The organism is Hoylesella marshii DSM 16973 = JCM 13450 (assembly GCF_000146675.1).
GTDB classification, from domain to species: domain Bacteria; phylum Bacteroidota; class Bacteroidia; order Bacteroidales; family Bacteroidaceae; genus Prevotella; species Prevotella marshii.
In genome coordinates this window covers 2,134,470-2,154,072 of sequence record NZ_GL397214.1, presented here as the reverse complement: position 1 = coordinate 2,154,072, position 19,603 = coordinate 2,134,470, and the positions used below count along the sequence as shown (strand labels likewise).

Here is a 19,603-nt window from a genome sequence, read left to right as displayed (position 1 = left end):
TAAAGCACGGCGCAAATATACAAATTGATGGGGAATGTTCCAAGAAAAATTGTGGAATATTTTATTTCTTGCGTGAAGAATCTTTGAGACAAATCGGTCACCGGTTTGGATGACACCATTAAAAGCACGTCGTCGCGATTCGCACCAATACACATTCTACTCGTTCATAAGGTGGGAGTAGGCTTTGAAAAAGGCACATTGTAGGGCACATCAATACCATATTATAATGGTGTGAGACACAATGCAAGTGCTGGCAGAGCATGATAGCGCAGTGCATTAAATGCGAGATATAGTGGTACGAGGTGTAATGTAATCTCTGCAAGAACGCAAGATGTCAGCCCAGCGCATCGCGCTGGGGATAGAACATTCCTCTAAATGGAGCGCTGTAGGTGCGACAGAATCCCAGAACCGATACGATTTGCGTCGGGAAAGGTTGCCGACCTTTCCCTGTACAAACACCACCTGTACATAGGACGAACGACATCTGTACACGGTACGAATGCCGACTTATCAATCGTCACTTTACGACCCTTACCCCCCGTCGGTCATGAAGGCCTGTATAGGAAGCCATATCATCTCTATTGAAATAGTAGAAAAGCGGTCTCATGAACGATGAGGGTTACGAGTTACAATCCCGAACCTTTGAGCATCGAATACTAAGGAATCATAAGAAAAAGAGGCTGAAAAGTGATGAATGAAAATCATCTTCTCATCAGCGAAGCAAACTCCGGCAACATACGGTCTACGAATCTTACCCCACAGATTTAAAGAAAAACAGCAAGCTCGATGCAGACGACGGCGGCGTAAAACAACCGGTATGCAACATCTATGGGGCATCCACCATCATGCAAGCATAGCCTGTAGAGGGAAACAAACGGCAGAACAAAACCGGCATACCCGCTCGGCAAACGACAACAGACGTAACGAAATCGGCAACCTATATATATAATAAGGTGTAAAAAACAGAGCAAAAAGTAATAAAAGGTTACAAGAAATGAATATCTCTATCCCAAAATTATGATGATAAAACCATTTTAAACACAAACACATCTTTATATTTTCTTTTAATTTCTATGCACTCTGTATGTAATTCTCCGCTATTTTATATGCTTTTTCATATAAAATTGTAATTTTCCTTTCAAAATGTTTGGAAGATGAAAAATAATTCCTTATATTAGCGGAGTGGAAAATATACATTAATTAACCTAAGCGAGAGATTATTTATGGCAAGAAAACTAACAATGGTGTTGGCCAGTCTGTTTCTGTGCATAGGAGCAGTTTTGGCGCAAACAAGGGTTTCCGGAACCGTTACAAGTTCCGAAGACGGTCAGCCTGTTATTGGTGCCTCTATCGTGATTATCGGTACCAATCAAGGCACAGTGACCAATGTTGATGGTAAGTTTACGCTCACTGTCCCCGCTCACGGGCGGCTTCGTATCTCTTCTATCGGTATGAAGACAGTGGAACTTACCGCAAGTGCAAACATGAATGTGGTGCTCGAACCGGAAGACAATACCTTGAACGAGGTGGTGGTCACGGCGATGGGCATCAAACGCTCGGCTAAAGCGCTGGGGTTCTCTGCTACTGCCGTGAAAGGCGATGAGATAGCTGCCGCACGTACAAACGATATCATGTCGAGTTTGTCGGGTAAGGTAGCCGGTGTGCAAATATCGAATTCGTCGTCAGACCCCGGCTCTTCGAAGTCGGTCATTGTACGTGGTGTCAGTTCGTTAGGCGGTACGAACCAGCCGCTATACGTGATAGACGGCGTGCCTCTGACCAATACTGCGGTGTATAGTACAGATTGTCTGAATAGCGGCTATGACTTCGGTAACGGTGCAAGTGCGGTGAATCCCGACGACGTAGAGAGTATGACTATTCTGAAAGGTGCCGCCGCCACGGCACTCTATGGCAACCGCGCCGCAAACGGTGTGATACTGATTACCACCAAGAGCGGATCGAAACAGAAAAAAGGTGTAGGCATAGAATACAACGGCGGCGTGCAATGGGAAACATTGCTGCGTCTTCCACAAATGCAGAATGACTTCGGTATGGGTTGGTATGGAGAAAAGACCGACCTTGAAAACGGCTCGTGGGGACCGCGGTTCGACGGTTCGATGTTACGCTATGGCAATGTGTACGAGGGTTCTCAACTATTAAAGTCGTATCTTCCTATTAAGCACAACGTGCGCGATTTCTTTGATACGGGTTTCCGATACAACAACAGCGTATCGTTTAACGGCGCAACGGATGTGAGCAACTACTTTGTGAGTCTGTCGCAAATTCATGAAGACGGTATCGTCCCCACGGATGCCGACAGCTACAACAAGTACACGTTCTCTGCCAGAGGCAGCCATAAGATAAAAGACCTTACGTTCAGCACATCGCTCAACTATGCTTATCAAAAGAACAACTTCGTGTCTACAGGACAAGGCGCTAGCTCCATGTACAATAACATCATGCAAACGCCGCGCGACATCAGTATCGTGGAACTGAAAGACCTCAGCAATCCGTTCAATACCCCCGGGTATTATTATACGCCTTACGGTGTGACTAACCCCTACTACATACTCCGGAACTTCAAGAACGAGTTTGAAAGCGAACGCTTCTACGGTAAGCTGCAATTGGACTACGATTTCCTGAAGTACTTCAGACTGACATACCGCTTTGGTCTGGACACCGGCACCGAGCACCACGACATGGGCACACCCAACATGTCTGCCATCTATGCCGGTACCCCGAACTGGAAGGACGCATTGTCGAAGATAACGGGTAAGGTATCGGAACGAACCACCCGTCGGCGCGAAATCAACCAAGATTTACTCGTGACTTTCGACAAGGATGTCTATACAGGACTGCACCTGAACGCTTTGGCAGGTTTCAACGGCAACGAGCGCAAATACGATTATTTGTATGCTTCAGTGACCAATCTGACCATTCCTACATGGTTCAACCTCTCTAACTCTGCCGAAAAGCCGACCATCGACACGCATTCGCAAATGCAACGCCTGATGGGTCTGTTCGGTCAAGTAGAGGTAGCCTATAAGGACATGCTCTACCTCACGCTGACAGCCCGTAACGACTGGTCGTCCACACTTCCCAATGGGCATAGGTCGTTCTTCTACCCGGGTATAACGGGTAGTTGGATATTCTCCGAACTGCTGAGCGATGATCTTAAGAAAGTGATTACATACGGAAAGTTGCGTGCTGCCTGGGGAAAGACAGGTAATGATGCCAAACCGTATATGACAGGTAGCGTATTTGCTCAGGCGCTCGCCAATTCCAGCGGTTGGTGGAAGAGTGAATTCCCCTTTACCAAGGGTAATTGGAACGCTTATACTGTGGGCAACGTGATAGGCAGTAATACGCTAAGCCCAGAGATGAGTACGGAAACGGAAGTAGGATTGAACATGGCCTTCTTGCAAAACAGGGTGAGCTTTGATGCCTCTTTCTACAATCGAATATCCGATAAACAGATATTCAGTCTCGACATGGATCCCGCCGCAGGCTATACGGCACAGAACATCAACCTCGGAAAAATACGTAACAGAGGTATAGAGTTACTCATCAGTGGTACGCCTGTTAAGATAAAGGATTTCTCTTGGAGCATCTCTTGGAACTTCACGAAGAACTGGAGCAAGGTCATCAGCCTGCCGGAGGCACTGGGTGGCAGTACCATGATTTATGGTTTTACCGGTGGAACGGGTCTCTATGCCATGACAGGAAAAGAGCTTGGAATCTTCAAGGCTTATGTTCCCCTGCGCGACCCTGCAACGGGTAAAATCGTGGTAGACAAGAAAGGTCTACCGGTCAAAAACCCCGAACAACAAATTGTGGGTAGCATGAATCATAAATACATGATGGGTATCAACAATACATTCATGTATAAAGGTGTATCACTGTCTTTCGACATCGATATTCGTCACGGAGGTAAGATGTTCTCTCGTACGAAGAGTGTCAATTACTTTGTGGGCAACGCCATACAGACAACCTACAACAGCCGTAACCCATGGATTATTCCGAATACCGTGGTGCAGGACGGCGTAGACGGTTCAGGCAACCCCAAATACATAGACAATGCAACCCCGTTGAATGCTACGGATATCTATAACTACTGGAACAACGGAGGTATAGACATGGATTCCGGCTTCCTCATCGACAAGTCGTATGTGAAACTGCGCTCTGTTGTGGTGGGCTGGGATTTGCCTAAGAAATGGTTAACTAAGACATTCCTGACAGATGTCCGCCTGTCATTCTTCGGAAATAATCTGATGTTGTGGACGCCGGCAGAGAATACATTCGTAGACCCGGAGCTTACTTCATTCGGTAATGACTTAGAAGGATACTTTGGCGAATACTCTGCCAACCCGAGTTCACGTAAATTTGGTTTCAACCTGACTGTTAAATTCTAAACCGGAGATACAGCTATGAAAAAGAATATATTATTATATGCAACAGCCGGCCTATTGATGTTGAGCAGTTGCGATTTGGATATCAACGAAGACCCTAACTACCCGAAAGGGAAGGACGTTACACCCGACCTCGTGTTGCCAGCGGCAGAAAACTTCATTGCCAATGCTCTCGGAGACCAGATGTTTACCTATGCAGGATTCTTCGCACAGTACTTCGAGCAACGGCCGGAGCAGAATCAGTATAATACATATGCCGAACTGCACCTTGATGAGGGTAGCAACACGCTTGACCGCTGTTACCGCAACTTGTTTGCCGGTGCGATGAAAGACTTGTTGGATATTACCTCAAGAAGCAATAATGCTGCTGATAAATATATCTGCACAATACTGCGCGTATGGAGCTATCAGCTGTTTACAGACAATGTGAGTGACGCGCCATATACCGAAGCTCTGAAAGGCAGCAGTCTACCAAACCCGAAGTGGGATGACGGCAAAACCGTCATGGAGGGCGTATTGTCGGAACTCGACCAAGCCGAGGCTGCCCTTGGCAGTGCAAGCATCACACTGAAAGACCCGTTGATGGAGAAGAATCTCTCGCAGTGGAAAGGGTTTGCCAATGCACTTCGTCTGCGTATCTACCTCCGTATGATAGATGGCGGAATCGATGCGGCCGGTTACACAGCAAAGGCAAAAGCGCTTGTAGCAGCCAACGGATTCTTTACCGACGACGTGAAATTCGATGTCTATACCAATGCTGAAGGACAATACAGTTCGTGGTATGGCTCTATCTTCAGGCTGAAAGCGAACAACTATGTAGCTGCCTACCCCATTGTCGCCTATTATCAGGCTACCAGCGACCCGCGTATCTCATACGCTTTGCTGCAGAACAAAGACAATGCGTATGTAGGACAACTCCCCGGTTCGAAGACTCGCATGAAGGAATGGACAGGCAAGACATGGAAAAACGACTACGTGAGCGAGATAAACACCGATGCCTTTGCAGACTCACCTGTTTACGTGTTCACACAGAGCGAACTGCAATTCCTCATTGCTGAAGTGCAGCTCCGTTTCAACAACGACGTTGCTGCAGCTAAAACAGCATACGAAGCGGCCGTTACAGCAGACTTCGCTTCCCGTGGTATGGCCGGTAAAGCTGCGGCTTTCCTGACCGGTCCGTCGGTAGACTTCGCCGCACAGGCTACTGATGCCGACAGGCTAAAACTCATCTATATGCAGAAATGGGCTGCATTCTTCATGCGCAACCATATGGAAGCATGGTCGGAAATTCGTCGTACCGACGTACCCGCAATAAGCGGTAAGACGGCGCAGGAAATATATACGACCCCCAGCAGCTATACGGCCGGCGATATGATTATTCCCGCGGTGAACTATATACAAGCCGGTGGATTGGCCAAACGTGTGCCGTATCCTCAGAATGCCCGTCGCCTAAACACGAATACACCTGCGGCAAAGCTGATGAGCGACCGCGTGTTCTGGGATGCTCACTAATCAACGAATGTAGAACAACACTAAAAGATGAAGACAATGAAAAAGTATTTGATAACATGTCTGCCACTCCTCATCATGTTGTTGAGCTTCGGTTCTTGTAGCAAAGATGAGGAAATGACAGATGCTCGAATCACATATTACGTGCAATTCGAGATACAAGGCAGCAACTTCGTGGAGCTACCCGTTGGCACGAATTACACAGATGCCGGCTGCAAAGCCACATGGAACGGAGAAGACTATACGTCGAAGATTACCGTAACAGGGCTCGACAAGATAGACAAGAATGTGCCCGGGCTGTATGATGTAACCTATTCTGCTACGAATCCAGAAGGTTTCACGACTTCTGTCACACGTACTGTGGCCGTCTGTGATCCCTCGATTACAGATGATATTACCGGCAACTACGTAACTGTCAATGGTACGAAACGCGTCAGAGAAGGCACTGAGACACCTTATCCTAAGTTTAAGGTAAACATTGAGAAGAAGGCACCCGGCCTGTTCTATGTAGACGACATGCTCGGCGGTTACTATGCCCAAAAAGTAGGATATGGGGAAACCACGGCGATGAAAGGATATATACAGTTGCATGCCGATGGTACCATCACAGCCTGCTCCGGTTATGTGGAGAACTGGGGAGACAGCTACACGGCTTTCACCGATGGCAAATGGGACAGCGGCACAGGTGAAATAACATGGGACGTGACGTATGCGAAGATGCATTTCATCGTAGTATTAAACAAATAAAAAGTAAGACTATGCGTAAATATGTTTCAATGATATTGTTTGTCGCTTTGGCGACGCTCGCTTTCTCTTCCTGCGATCCGGAAACTGATGAGAAGCCCGGTGGGACGAAAGTTGAGAAGATGGCCGGCTTTTGGGATGTAACCATCGATGCCATCAATGCTGACGGTACGGTGAAGACCAAAGACCCGGAAGGTGTAGGTACTGTATCTATGCTGACCTACAATACCGTGGAGAATGTGGATAATAGGATGTGGATAAAACTTCCCAAGAAAGGAGCATTCCTTCAGATGCACCTCATCGTACCTGTCAACTATGGTGCTAAAACATTCTCGTGCGAGGCAACCAAGTATATCTACAACAGCAACACCGCCGGCAATGTGACCATTACCGATGGAAAGGTATTGCTTGGGCAGGGGCACAACCTGCACGGTCTGCCTACCGACAGTATCGTGTTCAACGCGGTGTTCAACGATGACCCGAATAACCTTACTTATCGGATTGCCGGAATTAGACATTCGGGCTTTACCGAGTAAGTATTTTCTCTGAGTAAAAGTGGGCTCCGAGTGTTAGTGATTAATACTCGGAGCTTTTTCTTTTCTCATTTATACACGAAAACAACGACACCCCGAAAAAGTTGAGTTATCACTTTTCGGGGTGCCGTTTCGTATAGGATCCGCGGTAAGGATTAGCCTCGAATCATGGTGAGCATCATTTTGAAAGGTTCGTGGGCGTTGAGTGCATGCGGATGGTTAGCCGGCATGATAATCATTTCTCCTGCTGCGACCTGATGTGGTTGCCCATCAATGAGTATTTCAGCATGTCCATCGAGAATGGTGACGACGGCATCGAAAGGGGCAGTATGCTCGCTAAGGCGTTGTCCTTTGTCAAATGCGAAGAGGGTGATGCTGCCTGCGGCAGAGTGTACGAACTCTTTCGATACAATACTACCCTCCGAGTAGTCTACCGACTCTGCAGGGAGGAATGGGGTTGCTGGTTGAATCTGTTTCATCATTTTTAAAGTTTGGTTTGTACATGCCCCTATGCAAAGGACATGCCGGAGGTCTGTGCGGCCACATTTGTTACCGAACGGGTATTGTATAGATACCCTTTTCTTACAGGTCTATTACAGAAAAAGAGGGGGTGATTATCACCTCCCTCTTCATTGCTTTAGTCGGGATGACCGGACTCGAACTGGCGACCCCTACGTCCCGAACGTAGTGCGCTACCAACTGCGCTACATCCCGATTACCGCTTGCAAAGGTACACTAAAAATATGAAATAGCAACATTTGATGCATAAAAATGAAGAAAAACTTGTGGGAATACAAAAAATATGCTACCTTTGCACTCGCAACAATCACAAAGGTGCCATAGCTCAGTTGGTAGAGCAAAGGACTGAAAATCCTTGTGTCCCCGGTTCGATTCCTGGTGGCACCACTTGAGAACTTTTATGGACGTTGTAACTGAATAAGTTACAACGTTTTTTGTATTTGGTTGATAAGGGTACATGTAGAAATTTAATTCCCTTGTTGTTTGCGAAGTGCTTATAACTGTGCGGTCATTGCGGTTCATCTTTGATGACGGGATATTGTGCACGAATCCATGCGAGGATGCCTCCTTTAAGGTTTATTACGCGAAAACCTTTTGCTGCGAGTAACGAGGCAGCACGTGCACTACGTTTACCACTACGACAATAGACAAAAACAGGCCGTGTTGTGTCGAGGTGTTGCATCGCTCGGGAAAGGAATGCCGGTTTGGTAACATCGATGAGAACTGCAAACGGCAAGTGCCCTTCATCGTATTCGGCTTGTGTGCGGACATCAATAAGCTGCATGGAATCTGTAAATCCGATTTGGTAGAATCGGTCGGGGTCTGCATCTTCATAGGCTGTTTGTCCGCAGCAGAATGTCGGAATTCCTAATAAAGTGGCGAGGATAATTTTAAACGGATTGAACATAGAAATGACAGATAATAAAGGTTTATATTTTATATAATGTGAGAGAAAGGTCTGTCACGCAGGAAAAGCGTGACAGACAACCGATAGTTTGTTATACAGAAATGTAATCAAAGCGACTACGACGCGTCTGCCGGCTTCATGTTTGTATAAACGTTTTGCACGTCTTCGTCGTCTTCGAGTAGGTCTACCATCTTTTCAATGGTGGCTTGTTGTTCTGGGGTAACTTCTTTGAGGTCGTTGGGGATACGTGTAAATTCGGCTCCCGTGACTTCTAATTTACGGTCTTCGAGGAAGTGCTGCACCTCGCTAAACGATTTCGGGTCGGCGTAAATAGTGACTTCATTTGTTTCCGCATCGAAATCGTATTCATCGTCCACCCCATAGTCTATCAACTCAAGGATGAGTTCATCCATGTCGAGGTCGGCTGGCTTTTGAAATGTGAAGACAGACTTATGGTCGAAGAGGAATGCGAGTGACCCCATTGTACCGAGCGAACCACCATGTTTGTTGAATACAGCCCTGACATTTGCTACAGTGCGAGTGGTGTTGTCGGTGGCTGCATCGACGAAGATTGCTACGCCGTGGGGACCATATCCCTCATAGGTTACTTCTTTAAAGTCGGATTGGTCTTTACCCATAGCGTTTTTAATGGCTCTGGCCACATTCTCATTGGGCATATTCTCTCGTTTTGCGTTTTGGATGATAGCCCGCAAATGAGGATTGTTGTCTGGGTCTGGGCCACCGGCTTTTACTGCGATGGCTATCTGTTTCCCTATCTTTGTAAAGGTGCGTGCCATGTGTCCCCAGCGTTTTAGTTTAGCTGCTTTGCGGTATTCAAATGCTCTTCCCATAGAAAAAATTGTTTGTTTTGATGGTTATGTTATCTGAGCTGTGCGCCCAGTTGTTTTTTGAGTTGGTCGATGAGTTTGGCCATGATAGATTCTATCAATTTATCATTCATGGTGTGTTGGTCATCACGCAGAATGAAATTAACGGCGTAGCTCTTTTTCCCGTCAGGGAGGTTCTTGCCTTCATATACGTCAAAGAGTTCTACGCGTTTAAGGAACTTGCGTTCGGCTTGTCGGGCAACTTGCTCGACTTGTGCGAAAGTCACGTGACTGTCAAGGAGTAAGGCGAGGTCTCGGCTGACGGCGGGATATTTGCTGATATCCCGAATTTCGACTTTACGTCCGTGCACTCTCTTGTATAGGTTGCTCCAATGTATTTCTGCAAAGAATACATCGGTGGAGAGGTCGAAGCACTTGCGTATATTTCTCCCTACAATACCCAAGCGGACAAGACTTGCTCCCCCCCGAGCACGGTATTCGAGTGCATGGTCGAATCGAGTGTCTGTGACAGCAAGCACTTCGGTTTCCGTGAGTGGAAGGCCGACATGCTGGAGTATGTTTTCAACATAGGCTTTCAGTTGGTAGATGCTGGCAGCTTCATCGGGATGTGCCCAAGAACCTTGTACAGACTTTCCTGTAAGCCACAGACCGAGACAGGCATGCTGTGGATAGGGACGAACGGGGTCATTGTCTGCCGAAATACGTTCATCGTGACTATAACAATTACCGAATTCATAGAGACGGAGGTTGGGGCATTGCCTATTTACATTGCGCCGGATGGTCTCAAGACCTCCGAAGAGCAGTGTCTGACGCATCACATTGAGATCGGTACTAAGCGGATTCATAATATGTACGAGACGAGTAGGCGGGCAAGGCTCTCCCATGTCATCGTAGTATCTGGCCGGTGTGAGCGAGTTGTTCAGTATTTCGTGGAATCCACAGCCGACAAGTTGTTCGCCGACGAGGTTCTCTAATTTGTATTTATGGTCGTCATCGCGCTGTATGACGGGAGAGAAACAGAGGTGTTCGGGAAGCTCAACGTTATTGTATCCATAAATCCGAAGGATATCTTCTACCACATCGCACGGGCGTTTTACATCGACGCGATAGCCGGGAATCGTGAGTGTAAGTGCTTCATCGTTTTCATCCTCGATTGTCATATCAAGGGCGGTCACGATACGTCGGATAGTCTCGGCACCGAGTTGCTTGCCGATGAGCCGGTCGACGTAGTCGTAACGGAGTACAACACGTGCCGGAGCAATGGGCATGGGGTATTCATCGCGGATGTCCATCGAAACCTTTCCGCCGGCAAGTTGACAGCAAAGAATAGCTGCCTGCTTAAGGGCGTAGAGTACACCATCAGGGTCGGTACCACGTTCAAATCGGAAAGACGCATCGGTACTAAGGCCATGGCGCCGCGCACTTTTCCTAATCCAAGTGGGATGGAAATATGCGCTCTCGAGTACGACATGGGTCGTTGTATCGTAAGTTCCGCTGCCACGTCCCCCGAAGACACCGGCGATGCACATCGGTTCACGACTGTTGCAGATGGCAAGGTCATGTGGACCAAGGATGTGATTGTTGCCATCGAGAGTCATGAAGGATTGTCCTTCGTTGTCGGCGCGTACAATGATATGGCGTCCTTCAATCATGTCGGCATCAAAGCAGTGGAGCGGTTGCCCGTAGGCAAACATGATGTAGTTGGTAATGTCTACGATGTTGTTGATAGGACGCAAGCCAATGGTGGTGAGATGTCTCTTGAGCCAGTCGGGAGATTCTCCCACATGGCAACCGGTAATGCTCACACATGCATAACGGGGACAGGCCTCGGTGTTGCAGATGGTTACCTCTATAGGGAGCGAATGGTCGGCAACGTGGAAGTCATCACAGGTGGGGCGATGCAAGCGGGTCGGGTAGCCGTGCTGCACCATCCATGCATAGAGATCGCGTGCTACGCCGTAGTGGGAGAGCGCATCTGCACGATTCGCCGTAATATCAATCTCAATCACCCAATCACTCTCAAGGTGATAATATTCCGCCGCTGGCTGACCCACGGGTGCATCATCGGGTAGAATGATGATGCCATCGTGAGAGGTACCGATTCCTATTTCGTCTTCGGCGCATATCATGCCGTAGCTTTCTACGCCGCGGAGTTTAGATTTCCGTATAACAAACTCTTTATCGCCATCGTAAAGAATGCAGCCGAGATCGGCCACAATCACCTTTTTCCCCACTGCCACATTGGGTGCACCACACACTATCTGTGCCGGAGCGTCTCGCCCGAGGTCTACGGTGGTGACATGGAGATGGTCTGAGTCGGGGTGAGCGATGCAACTGACGACACGACCGACGTAAAGACCGCGAAGCCCGCCTCGTATCGCGGGGACTTCTTCTATAGATGCTACCTCAAGACCTATGGAAGTGAGGATATCGGCCATCTGTTCAGGGGTGAAATCACAATCTATATATTCTTTGATCCACTTGTAAGAAATGTTCATGACAATGGTTTTGGATTTACGCTAAAAAAGTCATGCAAAGGTACGAAAAAAACATAGAAGGCCAAAAGATTAGCAGGAAAAGTGAGAAGCGGCATTATACTGCCATCACAATTATACTGCCATCACAAATATTATATGATAATCGTTTGGTTTATTCCGTAACTATCATTATCTTTGTACCGAGATATAAGAATTATCTGCACGCTGAAAAATAATTATCTGCACGCTAAAAAATAATTATCTGCATGCTGATAATTTGATAATCTAAGTATATGGACAGTAATAGATACTATATAAATCGTGTCGTAGTCCTATAAGGAGGGCGGCGACACTCAAACTTAAAACGAAATGCGATGGCTGTACCTTACAGATTATTAAAAAACGGCGGGAAGCTGCCGCACAACAAGGAGTTTCGGGCGGTGCTCGACGAGTATGAAACCGTGGGACTGGAGCTTCTGGGCGAGCGGGTGGAGAAGGCAACGGCAATGACCGTGGCCGACCTCGTGGGAACGCTCGAGGCTATCAGATATGAACTGGCCCAACAGCTGATGCTGGGCAATCGCGTGCATCTGCCGGGACTGGGCTACTTCTCGCTCTCGGTGAAGGGAGAACTGTACGAAGACCCCAAAACGCACAAGATGCGATTGCGCAATCCGCGGGTGCGAACGGTGAACTTCCGCCCCGAGAAACAACTGCTCAAGACGCTGGCCGACACTCGGTTCGAAAACGTGACCTATCGCTATGAGCCTCATGCTACGCCTACGGCAGAAGAAATCGAGGCGGCGCTCGACAGGCTCTTCGCCGAGTCGGATTATATCTTTGTGGGCGACCTGCGCTCCGAGCTCCACCTCTCCAAGCCCGTGGCTTATCGCCTTGCCCGCCGGCTCGAGGCGGAGGGGAAACTGCACAACGCCGGCTCGCGCTATCGCAAGATGTACGTGAAAGGGGAGGGAATATGAAAACGCCTTGTCCCGAATGTTATGCCACGGACAACAGAGCCACGCCGTTGCTCCATCCCGAAGACTGTCTGCTGCATCACACACAATACGTCTGCGGCACTTGCGGCAGGTGCATCTGCATCGAGCGCGAACCGAAAAGGGGATTGCAAAGATGGAACTTCCCGTTCAGGTCGCTCGATATCGCCAAGCTGTATCTGCGAACGGCCGACCATACGATGCTGCATCCCTGTGGCATCTATGAACTGAAAGACGATAAAGGAAGGCTTTCATATAAGATATTTGGCGATGAGGCGGAAGCGGAAGCATATTTGAAAAAGAATAAGGCGAAGACGTGCACCGGTGCCCAGCCCCTCTTTCGTGCCGATACCTATCGAGAGTTTCCCAAGACGCAGGTGAGACGACTGTCGGCAGACGAGGTGGCGCGGTATCTGGCAGAGCGATGAGGATCTTTCGGGGAGATAGCGATGCTGTGGTCTGTTGCAGCAGTGAAATAGTCGGAAAATGATAAAATCAAAAAGAAGATGAAAGAAGAAATAACTTTAGTGGTTGTGGATTGTCAATACGACTTCTGCAATCCCACAGGCGCACTCTATGTGAAGGGCGCAGAAACGGCAGTGGAACATATCCTGCAGCTTATCAACACGCATGAGGGACTGGCAGAGGTGATATTCACCGTTGACTGGCATCAGGCGAGAGATGCTTCGTTTATTCCGCAGGGCGGACCGTGGCCGCCGCATTGTATTGCATTTGCGAAAGGGTCGCAGATTGACGAGCGACTTGTTCAGGCGTGCTTGGATAGAGAGATTCCCTTTCGGGTGGTTCGCAAAGGCGAGGTGATAGAAACGGAAGAGTATGGGGCTTTCCAACACGTCGAGAAGCTGGCAGACGGGGGGTATCGGCTTTCGACAATGACGGACGAAGTGACGTGTGCAAGCCATCGAATGGTGATTTGTGGCGTGGCAGGCGATTATTGTGTGCTGGAGACACTGCGAAATCTGCTCAACGGGGGACTTACGGTAGATGTGTTCGCCCGTGGCATCGCTTCAATAGATGGCGGCAGGAGGCTCAACGACTTCGTTCGCGAGCAGAAACTGACTTACTGCTAAACCGGACTCGTTTACTTAGTAGGAGTAACAACAAGGCCAAACTGCGGTAGCCTCTTAGAATGTGAATCTTACAAGAGAAGGCTCTGCGAAAGCGACATCATGACAATTAACAAGGATTTAGACTTACGCTGATTGACATTTTAGCAATGAATTTAATAATTCTGCATTAAATTCACGCATAATCGTAGGTATTACGATACTTTTTTCTTATTTTTGCAATCACATTATGATATTCTGTTAAATTCGTCGGTTAAGGCTGTATAGAGTTTTGCAGAGCTTTGTTTAATTTAATTATCAAAAGATCATGAAAAGACTACTAATTTCTTTATCATTGCTTGTTTGTGCCGCGCTTAACGTTACGGCACAGAGTGTTATCACCCTCACTACCAATAAAGCGTATGGTGATACCTTCGTTTTCAGTCCTGTACCGATGGTAGAAGGCATTGTCTCGGTTGATTGGGGAGACGGAAACAAAGTCGATTACCAATTGAGTCCGGAAATGATGCCATACAAGCTACGCCGGAAAGGAGTGCTGAAAGGTAATACTGTGAAAATATACGGAACCCTGTCTGACTTGTCCGTAACCGAACAAGGTGTTACTGCAATAAAGATTGAAGGGCAGTCAGGCCTGAAGAGTCTTGACCTAAACAAGAATGAACTGACATACGCCACGCTCGATCTTGGCGATGCAAAGAACCTTCAACGGTTGTCGCTTTCAAAGAACAAGATACACATGCTTAACCTGCGCGATTTCTCAAAATTGGAGTTCTTCGACATTTACGACAATCCGGAACTGAGCACTGTGGCATTTGCCGATGTCAATCCGAATCTGAAAATGATTTCAATGCAAAGATGTGATATCGTGCATTTTTATGATACCTACAAATTCCCAAAACTTACAAGCTTGGATTTAAGCAACAATTCGTTGATGGACATAAGCCTACCCACGGAGAAATATCCGTCGCTAACATCGCTGAACGTGAGCAGGAATATGATATCGACAATTGATGTGAGCGGCTTGCCGAAGTTAGAGAACCTTGCCGTGGCATACAACAAACTCACCCAGCTGAGCGTCGCTGCAAACACTGAACTCAAAGACCTGACAATAGCGCATAACGATATAAGCACATTAGGACTTTCAAACAACAATAAACTATCAAATCTTAACGTGAGCAATACCAAGATTACGAAACTTGATGTGTCGAAAATGGCTACGCTGAAGGCACTTTCCTGCGACTCTATCCGCATCAACCGACTCGAAGTAAGCGGACTGAAATGGCTTCGGACGCTGTCGGCAAAAGCGTGTGATCTCGAGTTCCTCGACTTCACCGCATGCTACTTCACACTGAGATACCTCTATCTGCAAGATAACAAAAACTTCACGCCACAGTCGCTGAACTTCATGTACCGGACGATACAAGACCCTAACCGTAAGGGATACATGTATGTGAAAGGATGTAACGGAGAAACCGCCGATGCAGAAAAATACCTTATGTGCAACAATCCCAATTCGCACTGGGAGATTGATGTGAAAGGCGACGGCTCCTGCTCGATGGCAGACGTGGTGATAACACAGCAACCTACCACAGGCGGAACCTACAAGGTGATGAAACGCGACATGGTGTATTCGCCCGATAAAAATGCCTTTGAACGACACTACGACGAGGTGGGCAGCGACGGTAAAGTCGTGCCGGGTTCAATCTTATGCGTGCGCTACACTGCCGAAGAAGGTAAGGAATACAAGGGCATTATGGTGAATGGGAAACTTGTTCAAGATACATTGTTTGTCGTTACTGCAAATGCTGATGTGAAGGCTGTGTTTGAAGAGCAGCAAAACGAACGGTGCATAACGCTTACCGTACCGGCAGGGCAGCAAAGCGCTTACGGTATAGGAGCAGACAACAATAACACTCCGGTGAAAATAGACTGGGGAGACGGCGTACTAAAAGACTATACCGCCAAAACGTCGTGGACATACATCGATGGAACGACAGAGGGAACACAAGTGAAGATATACGGAGATATCACATACCTGAAGTGTGAGAGCTATCCGGACTTTGCCACAGACAATAAGATTTCGGCAATAGACCTGACAAAGAACAACAAACTGAAGTATATCGACATGTATTTCAACCAACTGAAAGCAATCGATGTCACGAACCAGCCCGACCTGCTATATCTCGACGTGTCGATGAACAGTGAAATCAAGAGCATCGATGTAACGAAGTGTCCGTTGATGCTGCAACTAAAAGCATATGGGTTGGATGAATTGAACCATGTAGACGTGAAGAACAATCCGGAGCTGCAACTCATCAACCTAAAGAATACGGCACTGAGTGGTATAGACTTGACGAATAACCGGAAACTGATATGCTTGAACCTCACAAATTGCAAACTGACAAACATCAACGTGTCGAACATGCCCGATTTGAAACAGCTATATCTCAACAACAACAGCATAGAGAGCATAGACCTGAAGAACAACGCAGCACTGCTCGACCTGTCTGTAATGAAAAACAAACTTACGTCGCTCGATTTGTCGAAGAACGTGCTGCTTGAAAAGCTCGATGCAGCAGAAAACACGCTCAATGGGCTCGACCTGTCGGCAAATACCGCCATCTGGTACATCGACGTACGCGGAAACAAATGGAACGCTTGCCAGCTCAACGACTTCTACTACACACTGCCCAAATACGTAGACCCGGGAGAAGAAGTAACCGGCAAAACCACACCGACGAAACTCTGGATTGCATATGGCAATAATGAAAACGACGTGGAACACTCCGAAACACTGCTCGCAAAATCGAAGCTATGGATAATGAATTACACCAAAGACGGAGACGGAACAGGCTGCAATGAGGCATACATAACCATTCTGCCTTATGAAAACGGAGACGTAACCGTGAAAGATGCGGGAAACAACCTCGTAAAGAGCGGCTCTAAGGTGCAGAAGAACACCGAACTCACCGTTGATGCCACACCGGCGAGCGGTTACGCTTTGATTTCGGTGAAAGCAAATGGCGAAGATGTTGCAAACAATAAATTCACGGTGAAACAGGCAACCGAAGTTGTCGTGAAGTTTGCATTGGCATCTTCAATCGGTGGTGTTGAACGCACAATGGCAACCGCAGAGGGCGGCAACCACGAAATCAACATCTATACTGACAGCGAGGTAAAAGCAACCGTGCTCGGAGCAAACGGCAAGGTGCTCTTCTCTGATACCGTGTCTACAAACACATCCATCAACCTCCCCACCGGTATTTACATCGTAACGTTGCAAAACGGCACAGACACTGCAACACGCAAATTGCTTGTAAAATAAGTGTTGTGCTCAAAAGTTGGACAGTTCATTAAAAACGTCAACTATCAATCTCTCTAATGAGCCCGGTATTGTACTGGGCTCATTCCTTTTCACCTCAGTTCGATTCCTTTGTTATCATACCGTCTTCATTAACCCAAAGGAGTTCCCCATCTTTATCTTCCGCCATGGATGGCATTATATAAATCTACGCGAGTTCGGGATAAGAGAATCTTATCCAATAGCCCCAAAGGGGCGACAGATTACAGCAGAATAAAGCGCTGTAAGTGCGACAGAATACAGGCAGGTGGTGGAGCGATAGCGTAACCCCTGCATGGAAGCGTCCCCCCATCAAAACTCCGAAGGAGTGACGGAACGATAACGGACATGCTGCCATTCCATCGCCCCTTTGGGGCTTTTTCTTTTTGCGTATGCTTAACAGGGGCTTCACCCCTGCCTGTGCTCCATCGCCTCTCCGAGGCTCTTTCTTACAAGCATTGTTGGCCTTATCAACAAAAAAGCGAGTGGTACACGTCGTCACGACGCGTACCACTCTATGTGTGTATATATATAAAGGTGTTTCTTTTATGCTTCCCGCATCAGTTGCGCCGCTCGGCACTCTTTTGCTCGGAAATCAATGATTTTTGCATCGCACGGCACTCTTTCGCTCGGAAATCAATGATTTTTGCGCTGCACGGCACTCTTTCTCTCGGAAATCAATGATTTTTACGCCGCACGGCACTCTTTCTCTCGGAAATCAATGATTCCGGAACCTTTTGAGTGCCGAACGGTGTCGGCAGAGGCTAAATCCGGCTTGCAGAGTGCCGAACGGTGTCGGCAGAGACTAAATCCGGCTTGCGGAGTGTTACGGCGAGCATTTCCTTGATTATTTCGCTTTCCACAAGGGAAGGCCGAAGCAAAAACTATTCAGCGAATAGATTTGAACTTTCGAGCTATTGAATTTAAAAGCCCAGCAATAATCAATATTAGTAACCCTGCAATAGTTCGATGAACAGGTATAGAAACCTTCTGTTGCGAAATGATAAAGTTTATACTTTGGATCTGAAGACATGCCTCCTCCACCTGCTCCTCCATAGTTACCCAAAGCTGGCAAGAAGAAATACTTTTTAAGTGCAGCCGCTGAAGGTGCTCCTTGCCCTATCGTCTTTGAAACGCCATCACTCATTATGCCTGCATCAGGGTTGAGTAAATTGTCATAAACATGGTCATGATTCTTAAGCGCTGCCACCGTGGTGCTGTTCTCTGCGGCTATCTCGCTCTGCTTTTTAATCCAAGCACCGCCATGATAAATCTTTCCACGGAACAAGAAAGCGGCTTCACCATCCCAACGGATGTCGCCCTTGTCGTAATACCAAGCCAACTCCCACACGCTGGGGCAGTCCTTGGCCGATCGTGTAGCATAATAGAAATGGTTGCCGTAACCATGCGAATAAGTAAAGCTCGGCACTACGGGCGCATTGTAATTGTAAATGCGGTTGGCATCAGGCCCCGTATATTGGAGTGGAGGGCCAATAATCCAATAAGGAGCGTATCCTGGAAGCTCTGATGCCGGCTCATCAGCAGCTGTGTATAGCCCCTCGCTATAATTAGCCGGCGTTTTGTTGTGCCACATGTCCTCTATGGCATCCCACAGATAGTATTTCGTATCCGAATATTCACCAAACAAATGGGCGGTGACGGGATAGAGGGTGTTGGCATGGTAGTCTTTGGAATCGAGATGTTTCACAATGGTTCCGGTGTTGCCAGTGTTGGTGTTCTTCACGGTGTATTCCACAGTGAGCGTGTGCACGCCCGGGGCAATCACCATGTAGGAGGCGTTGCGGGCTTGGTCGGTGGCGGCGTTGCTGATGTCGAAGTTGCCGGTGTTGAGGGTGATTTCGTTCGACGAGCCCGTGCCGGTGAGACCGGTGGGGGTGAGGGTGTAGTTGCCGGCAATGTTGTTGTCGGATGTCACCTTAACAGCGGTCAAAACCCAGCCCGTTTCAGTGACATTGGTGGTGCGGGGCAGGAAGCAGAGATACGCAGACCGGTGGGTGAGCGTGAACCCATACTTGCCGGCACTCGTGCGCGTGGCTAAGGCTGTGCCGCAATCGCCACTCTCGCCGATGTGGCTGGTGGTATTGGGGGTGCCTTGTGTCTGTGTGGTGGCGATATTTACTGTGTTGTGCGACGTGCCGTTCGTGCCCGTGTAATACACGTTGTAGTTAGGCGCATTGAAGGTGCCCGAGGTGAACGTGAAGCGGCCGGTGGCT

Annotated in this window: 15 protein-coding genes and 2 tRNA genes; 10 read left to right on the top strand and 7 right to left on the bottom strand. The window is 47.9% G+C overall.

Going from position 1 to position 19,603, the window contains the following annotated elements; genetic code table 11:
- The first annotated feature begins 817 nt into the window (after positions 1-817).
- The 5 genes from HMPREF0658_RS11925 to HMPREF0658_RS08860 all read left to right on the top strand — a co-directional run bounded on the left by HMPREF0658_RS11925 (position 818) and on the right by HMPREF0658_RS08860 (position 7,198).
- Positions 818-949, top strand: coding sequence for a hypothetical protein (locus HMPREF0658_RS11925; RefSeq protein WP_006950306.1), 132 nt, complete (start codon positions 818-820; stop codon positions 947-949).
- A gap of 274 nt (positions 950-1,223) precedes the next feature.
- Positions 1,224-4,412 carry a SusC/RagA family TonB-linked outer membrane protein gene (locus tag HMPREF0658_RS08875; protein ID WP_006950304.1) on the top strand — a complete coding sequence of 1,063 codons (3,189 nt, stop codon included), beginning with the start codon at positions 1,224-1,226 and terminating at the stop codon, positions 4,410-4,412.
- 15 nt (positions 4,413-4,427) lie between these two features.
- Complete coding sequence (locus tag HMPREF0658_RS08870; protein WP_006950303.1) at positions 4,428-5,921, top strand: SusD/RagB family nutrient-binding outer membrane lipoprotein; 1,494 nt, start codon at positions 4,428-4,430, stop codon at positions 5,919-5,921.
- A 27-nt stretch (positions 5,922-5,948) separates the two neighbouring features.
- The gene (locus HMPREF0658_RS08865) at positions 5,949-6,665 is read left to right on the top strand and encodes a BT_2262 family domain-containing protein (RefSeq protein ID WP_006950302.1); all 717 of its coding nucleotides are present in this window, start codon (positions 5,949-5,951) and stop codon (positions 6,663-6,665) included.
- Positions 6,666-6,676: 11 nt separating this feature from the next.
- Positions 6,677-7,198 carry a lipid-binding protein gene (locus tag HMPREF0658_RS08860; RefSeq protein WP_006950301.1) on the top strand — a complete coding sequence of 174 codons (522 nt, stop codon included), beginning with the start codon at positions 6,677-6,679 and terminating at the stop codon, positions 7,196-7,198.
- A gap of 152 nt (positions 7,199-7,350) precedes the next feature.
- Here the strand turns inward: HMPREF0658_RS08860 and HMPREF0658_RS08855 are convergent, their stop codons facing one another.
- Both HMPREF0658_RS08855 and HMPREF0658_RS08850 read right to left on the bottom strand, forming a co-directional pair.
- Positions 7,351-7,677, bottom strand: coding sequence for a cupin domain-containing protein (locus HMPREF0658_RS08855; RefSeq protein WP_006950300.1), 327 nt, complete (start codon positions 7,675-7,677; stop codon positions 7,351-7,353).
- 159 nt (positions 7,678-7,836) lie between these two features.
- Positions 7,837-7,909, bottom strand: a tRNA-Pro gene (locus tag HMPREF0658_RS08850).
- Between the two features lie 119 nt (positions 7,910-8,028).
- Here HMPREF0658_RS08850 and HMPREF0658_RS08845 point away from each other — a divergent pair.
- A tRNA-Phe gene (locus HMPREF0658_RS08845) sits at positions 8,029-8,101 on the top strand.
- Positions 8,102-8,222: 121 nt separating this feature from the next.
- On the opposite strand, the gene HMPREF0658_RS08840 is transcribed toward HMPREF0658_RS08845, so the two are convergent.
- The 3 genes from HMPREF0658_RS08840 to pheT form a co-directional block, all read right to left on the bottom strand.
- Positions 8,223-8,621 (bottom strand): rhodanese-like domain-containing protein, encoded by a 399-nt coding sequence (locus HMPREF0658_RS08840; protein ID WP_006950299.1) that lies wholly within the window; start codon positions 8,619-8,621, stop codon positions 8,223-8,225.
- A gap of 116 nt (positions 8,622-8,737) precedes the next feature.
- Positions 8,738-9,472 carry a YebC/PmpR family DNA-binding transcriptional regulator gene (locus tag HMPREF0658_RS08835; protein ID WP_006950298.1) on the bottom strand — a complete coding sequence of 245 codons (735 nt, stop codon included), beginning with the start codon at positions 9,470-9,472 and terminating at the stop codon, positions 8,738-8,740.
- Between the two features lie 29 nt (positions 9,473-9,501).
- Positions 9,502-11,967, bottom strand: coding sequence for a phenylalanine--tRNA ligase subunit beta (pheT, locus tag HMPREF0658_RS08830; protein WP_006950297.1), 2,466 nt, complete (start codon positions 11,965-11,967; stop codon positions 9,502-9,504).
- Between the two features lie 353 nt (positions 11,968-12,320).
- Between pheT and HMPREF0658_RS08825 the strand changes: the two genes are divergently transcribed.
- The 4 genes from HMPREF0658_RS08825 (at position 12,321) to HMPREF0658_RS08810 (ending at position 17,354) form a co-directional block, all read left to right on the top strand.
- Positions 12,321-12,926, top strand: coding sequence for an HU family DNA-binding protein (locus tag HMPREF0658_RS08825; RefSeq protein WP_006950295.1), 606 nt, complete (start codon positions 12,321-12,323; stop codon positions 12,924-12,926).
- Positions 12,923-13,369 (top strand): hypothetical protein, encoded by a 447-nt coding sequence (locus HMPREF0658_RS08820; protein WP_006950294.1) that lies wholly within the window; start codon positions 12,923-12,925, stop codon positions 13,367-13,369. Before HMPREF0658_RS08825 ends, HMPREF0658_RS08820 begins: the two co-directional genes overlap by 4 nt.
- A 78-nt stretch (positions 13,370-13,447) precedes the next feature.
- Positions 13,448-14,032 carry an isochorismatase family protein gene (locus HMPREF0658_RS08815; protein WP_006950293.1) on the top strand — a complete coding sequence of 195 codons (585 nt, stop codon included), beginning with the start codon at positions 13,448-13,450 and terminating at the stop codon, positions 14,030-14,032.
- A gap of 304 nt (positions 14,033-14,336) precedes the next feature.
- Positions 14,337-17,354: a leucine-rich repeat domain-containing protein gene (locus HMPREF0658_RS08810; RefSeq protein ID WP_006950292.1), complete on the top strand. Its 3,018-nt coding sequence runs from the start codon at positions 14,337-14,339 to the stop codon at positions 17,352-17,354.
- Between the two features lie 184 nt (positions 17,355-17,538).
- Here the strand turns inward: HMPREF0658_RS08810 and HMPREF0658_RS11545 are convergent, their stop codons facing one another.
- Together HMPREF0658_RS11545 and HMPREF0658_RS08805 are read right to left on the bottom strand one after the other, a co-directional pair.
- Complete coding sequence (locus HMPREF0658_RS11545) at positions 17,539-17,883, bottom strand: hypothetical protein (RefSeq protein WP_154645752.1); 345 nt, start codon at positions 17,881-17,883, stop codon at positions 17,539-17,541.
- Positions 17,884-18,216: 333 nt separating this feature from the next.
- A partial coding sequence (locus tag HMPREF0658_RS08805) for a hypothetical protein (RefSeq protein WP_024991072.1) occupies positions 18,217-19,603 on the bottom strand: 1,387 nt, incomplete at its 5' end.

Excerpts from the sequence above, each read along its gene's own strand:
- HMPREF0658_RS11925 (WP_006950306.1), top strand. The coding sequence starts at position 818 with ATGCAACATCTATGGGGCATCCACCATCATGCAAGCATAGCCTGTAGA.
- HMPREF0658_RS08875 (WP_006950304.1), top strand. The coding sequence starts at position 1,224 with ATGGCAAGAAAACTAACAATGGTGTTGGCCAGTCTGTTTCTGTGCATA.
- HMPREF0658_RS08870 (WP_006950303.1), top strand. The coding sequence starts at position 4,428 with ATGAAAAAGAATATATTATTATATGCAACAGCCGGCCTATTGATGTTG.
- HMPREF0658_RS08865 (WP_006950302.1), top strand. The coding sequence starts at position 5,949 with ATGAAGACAATGAAAAAGTATTTGATAACATGTCTGCCACTCCTCATC.
- HMPREF0658_RS08860 (WP_006950301.1), top strand. The coding sequence starts at position 6,677 with ATGCGTAAATATGTTTCAATGATATTGTTTGTCGCTTTGGCGACGCTC.
- HMPREF0658_RS08855 (WP_006950300.1), bottom strand. The coding sequence starts at position 7,677 with ATGATGAAACAGATTCAACCAGCAACCCCATTCCTCCCTGCAGAGTCG.
- HMPREF0658_RS08840 (WP_006950299.1), bottom strand. The coding sequence starts at position 8,621 with ATGTTCAATCCGTTTAAAATTATCCTCGCCACTTTATTAGGAATTCCG.
- HMPREF0658_RS08835 (WP_006950298.1), bottom strand. The coding sequence starts at position 9,472 with ATGGGAAGAGCATTTGAATACCGCAAAGCAGCTAAACTAAAACGCTGG.
- pheT (WP_006950297.1), bottom strand. The coding sequence starts at position 11,967 with ATGAACATTTCTTACAAGTGGATCAAAGAATATATAGATTGTGATTTC.
- HMPREF0658_RS08825 (WP_006950295.1), top strand. The coding sequence starts at position 12,321 with ATGGCTGTACCTTACAGATTATTAAAAAACGGCGGGAAGCTGCCGCAC.
- HMPREF0658_RS08820 (WP_006950294.1), top strand. The coding sequence starts at position 12,923 with ATGAAAACGCCTTGTCCCGAATGTTATGCCACGGACAACAGAGCCACG.
- HMPREF0658_RS08815 (WP_006950293.1), top strand. The coding sequence starts at position 13,448 with ATGAAAGAAGAAATAACTTTAGTGGTTGTGGATTGTCAATACGACTTC.
- HMPREF0658_RS08810 (WP_006950292.1), top strand. The coding sequence starts at position 14,337 with ATGAAAAGACTACTAATTTCTTTATCATTGCTTGTTTGTGCCGCGCTT.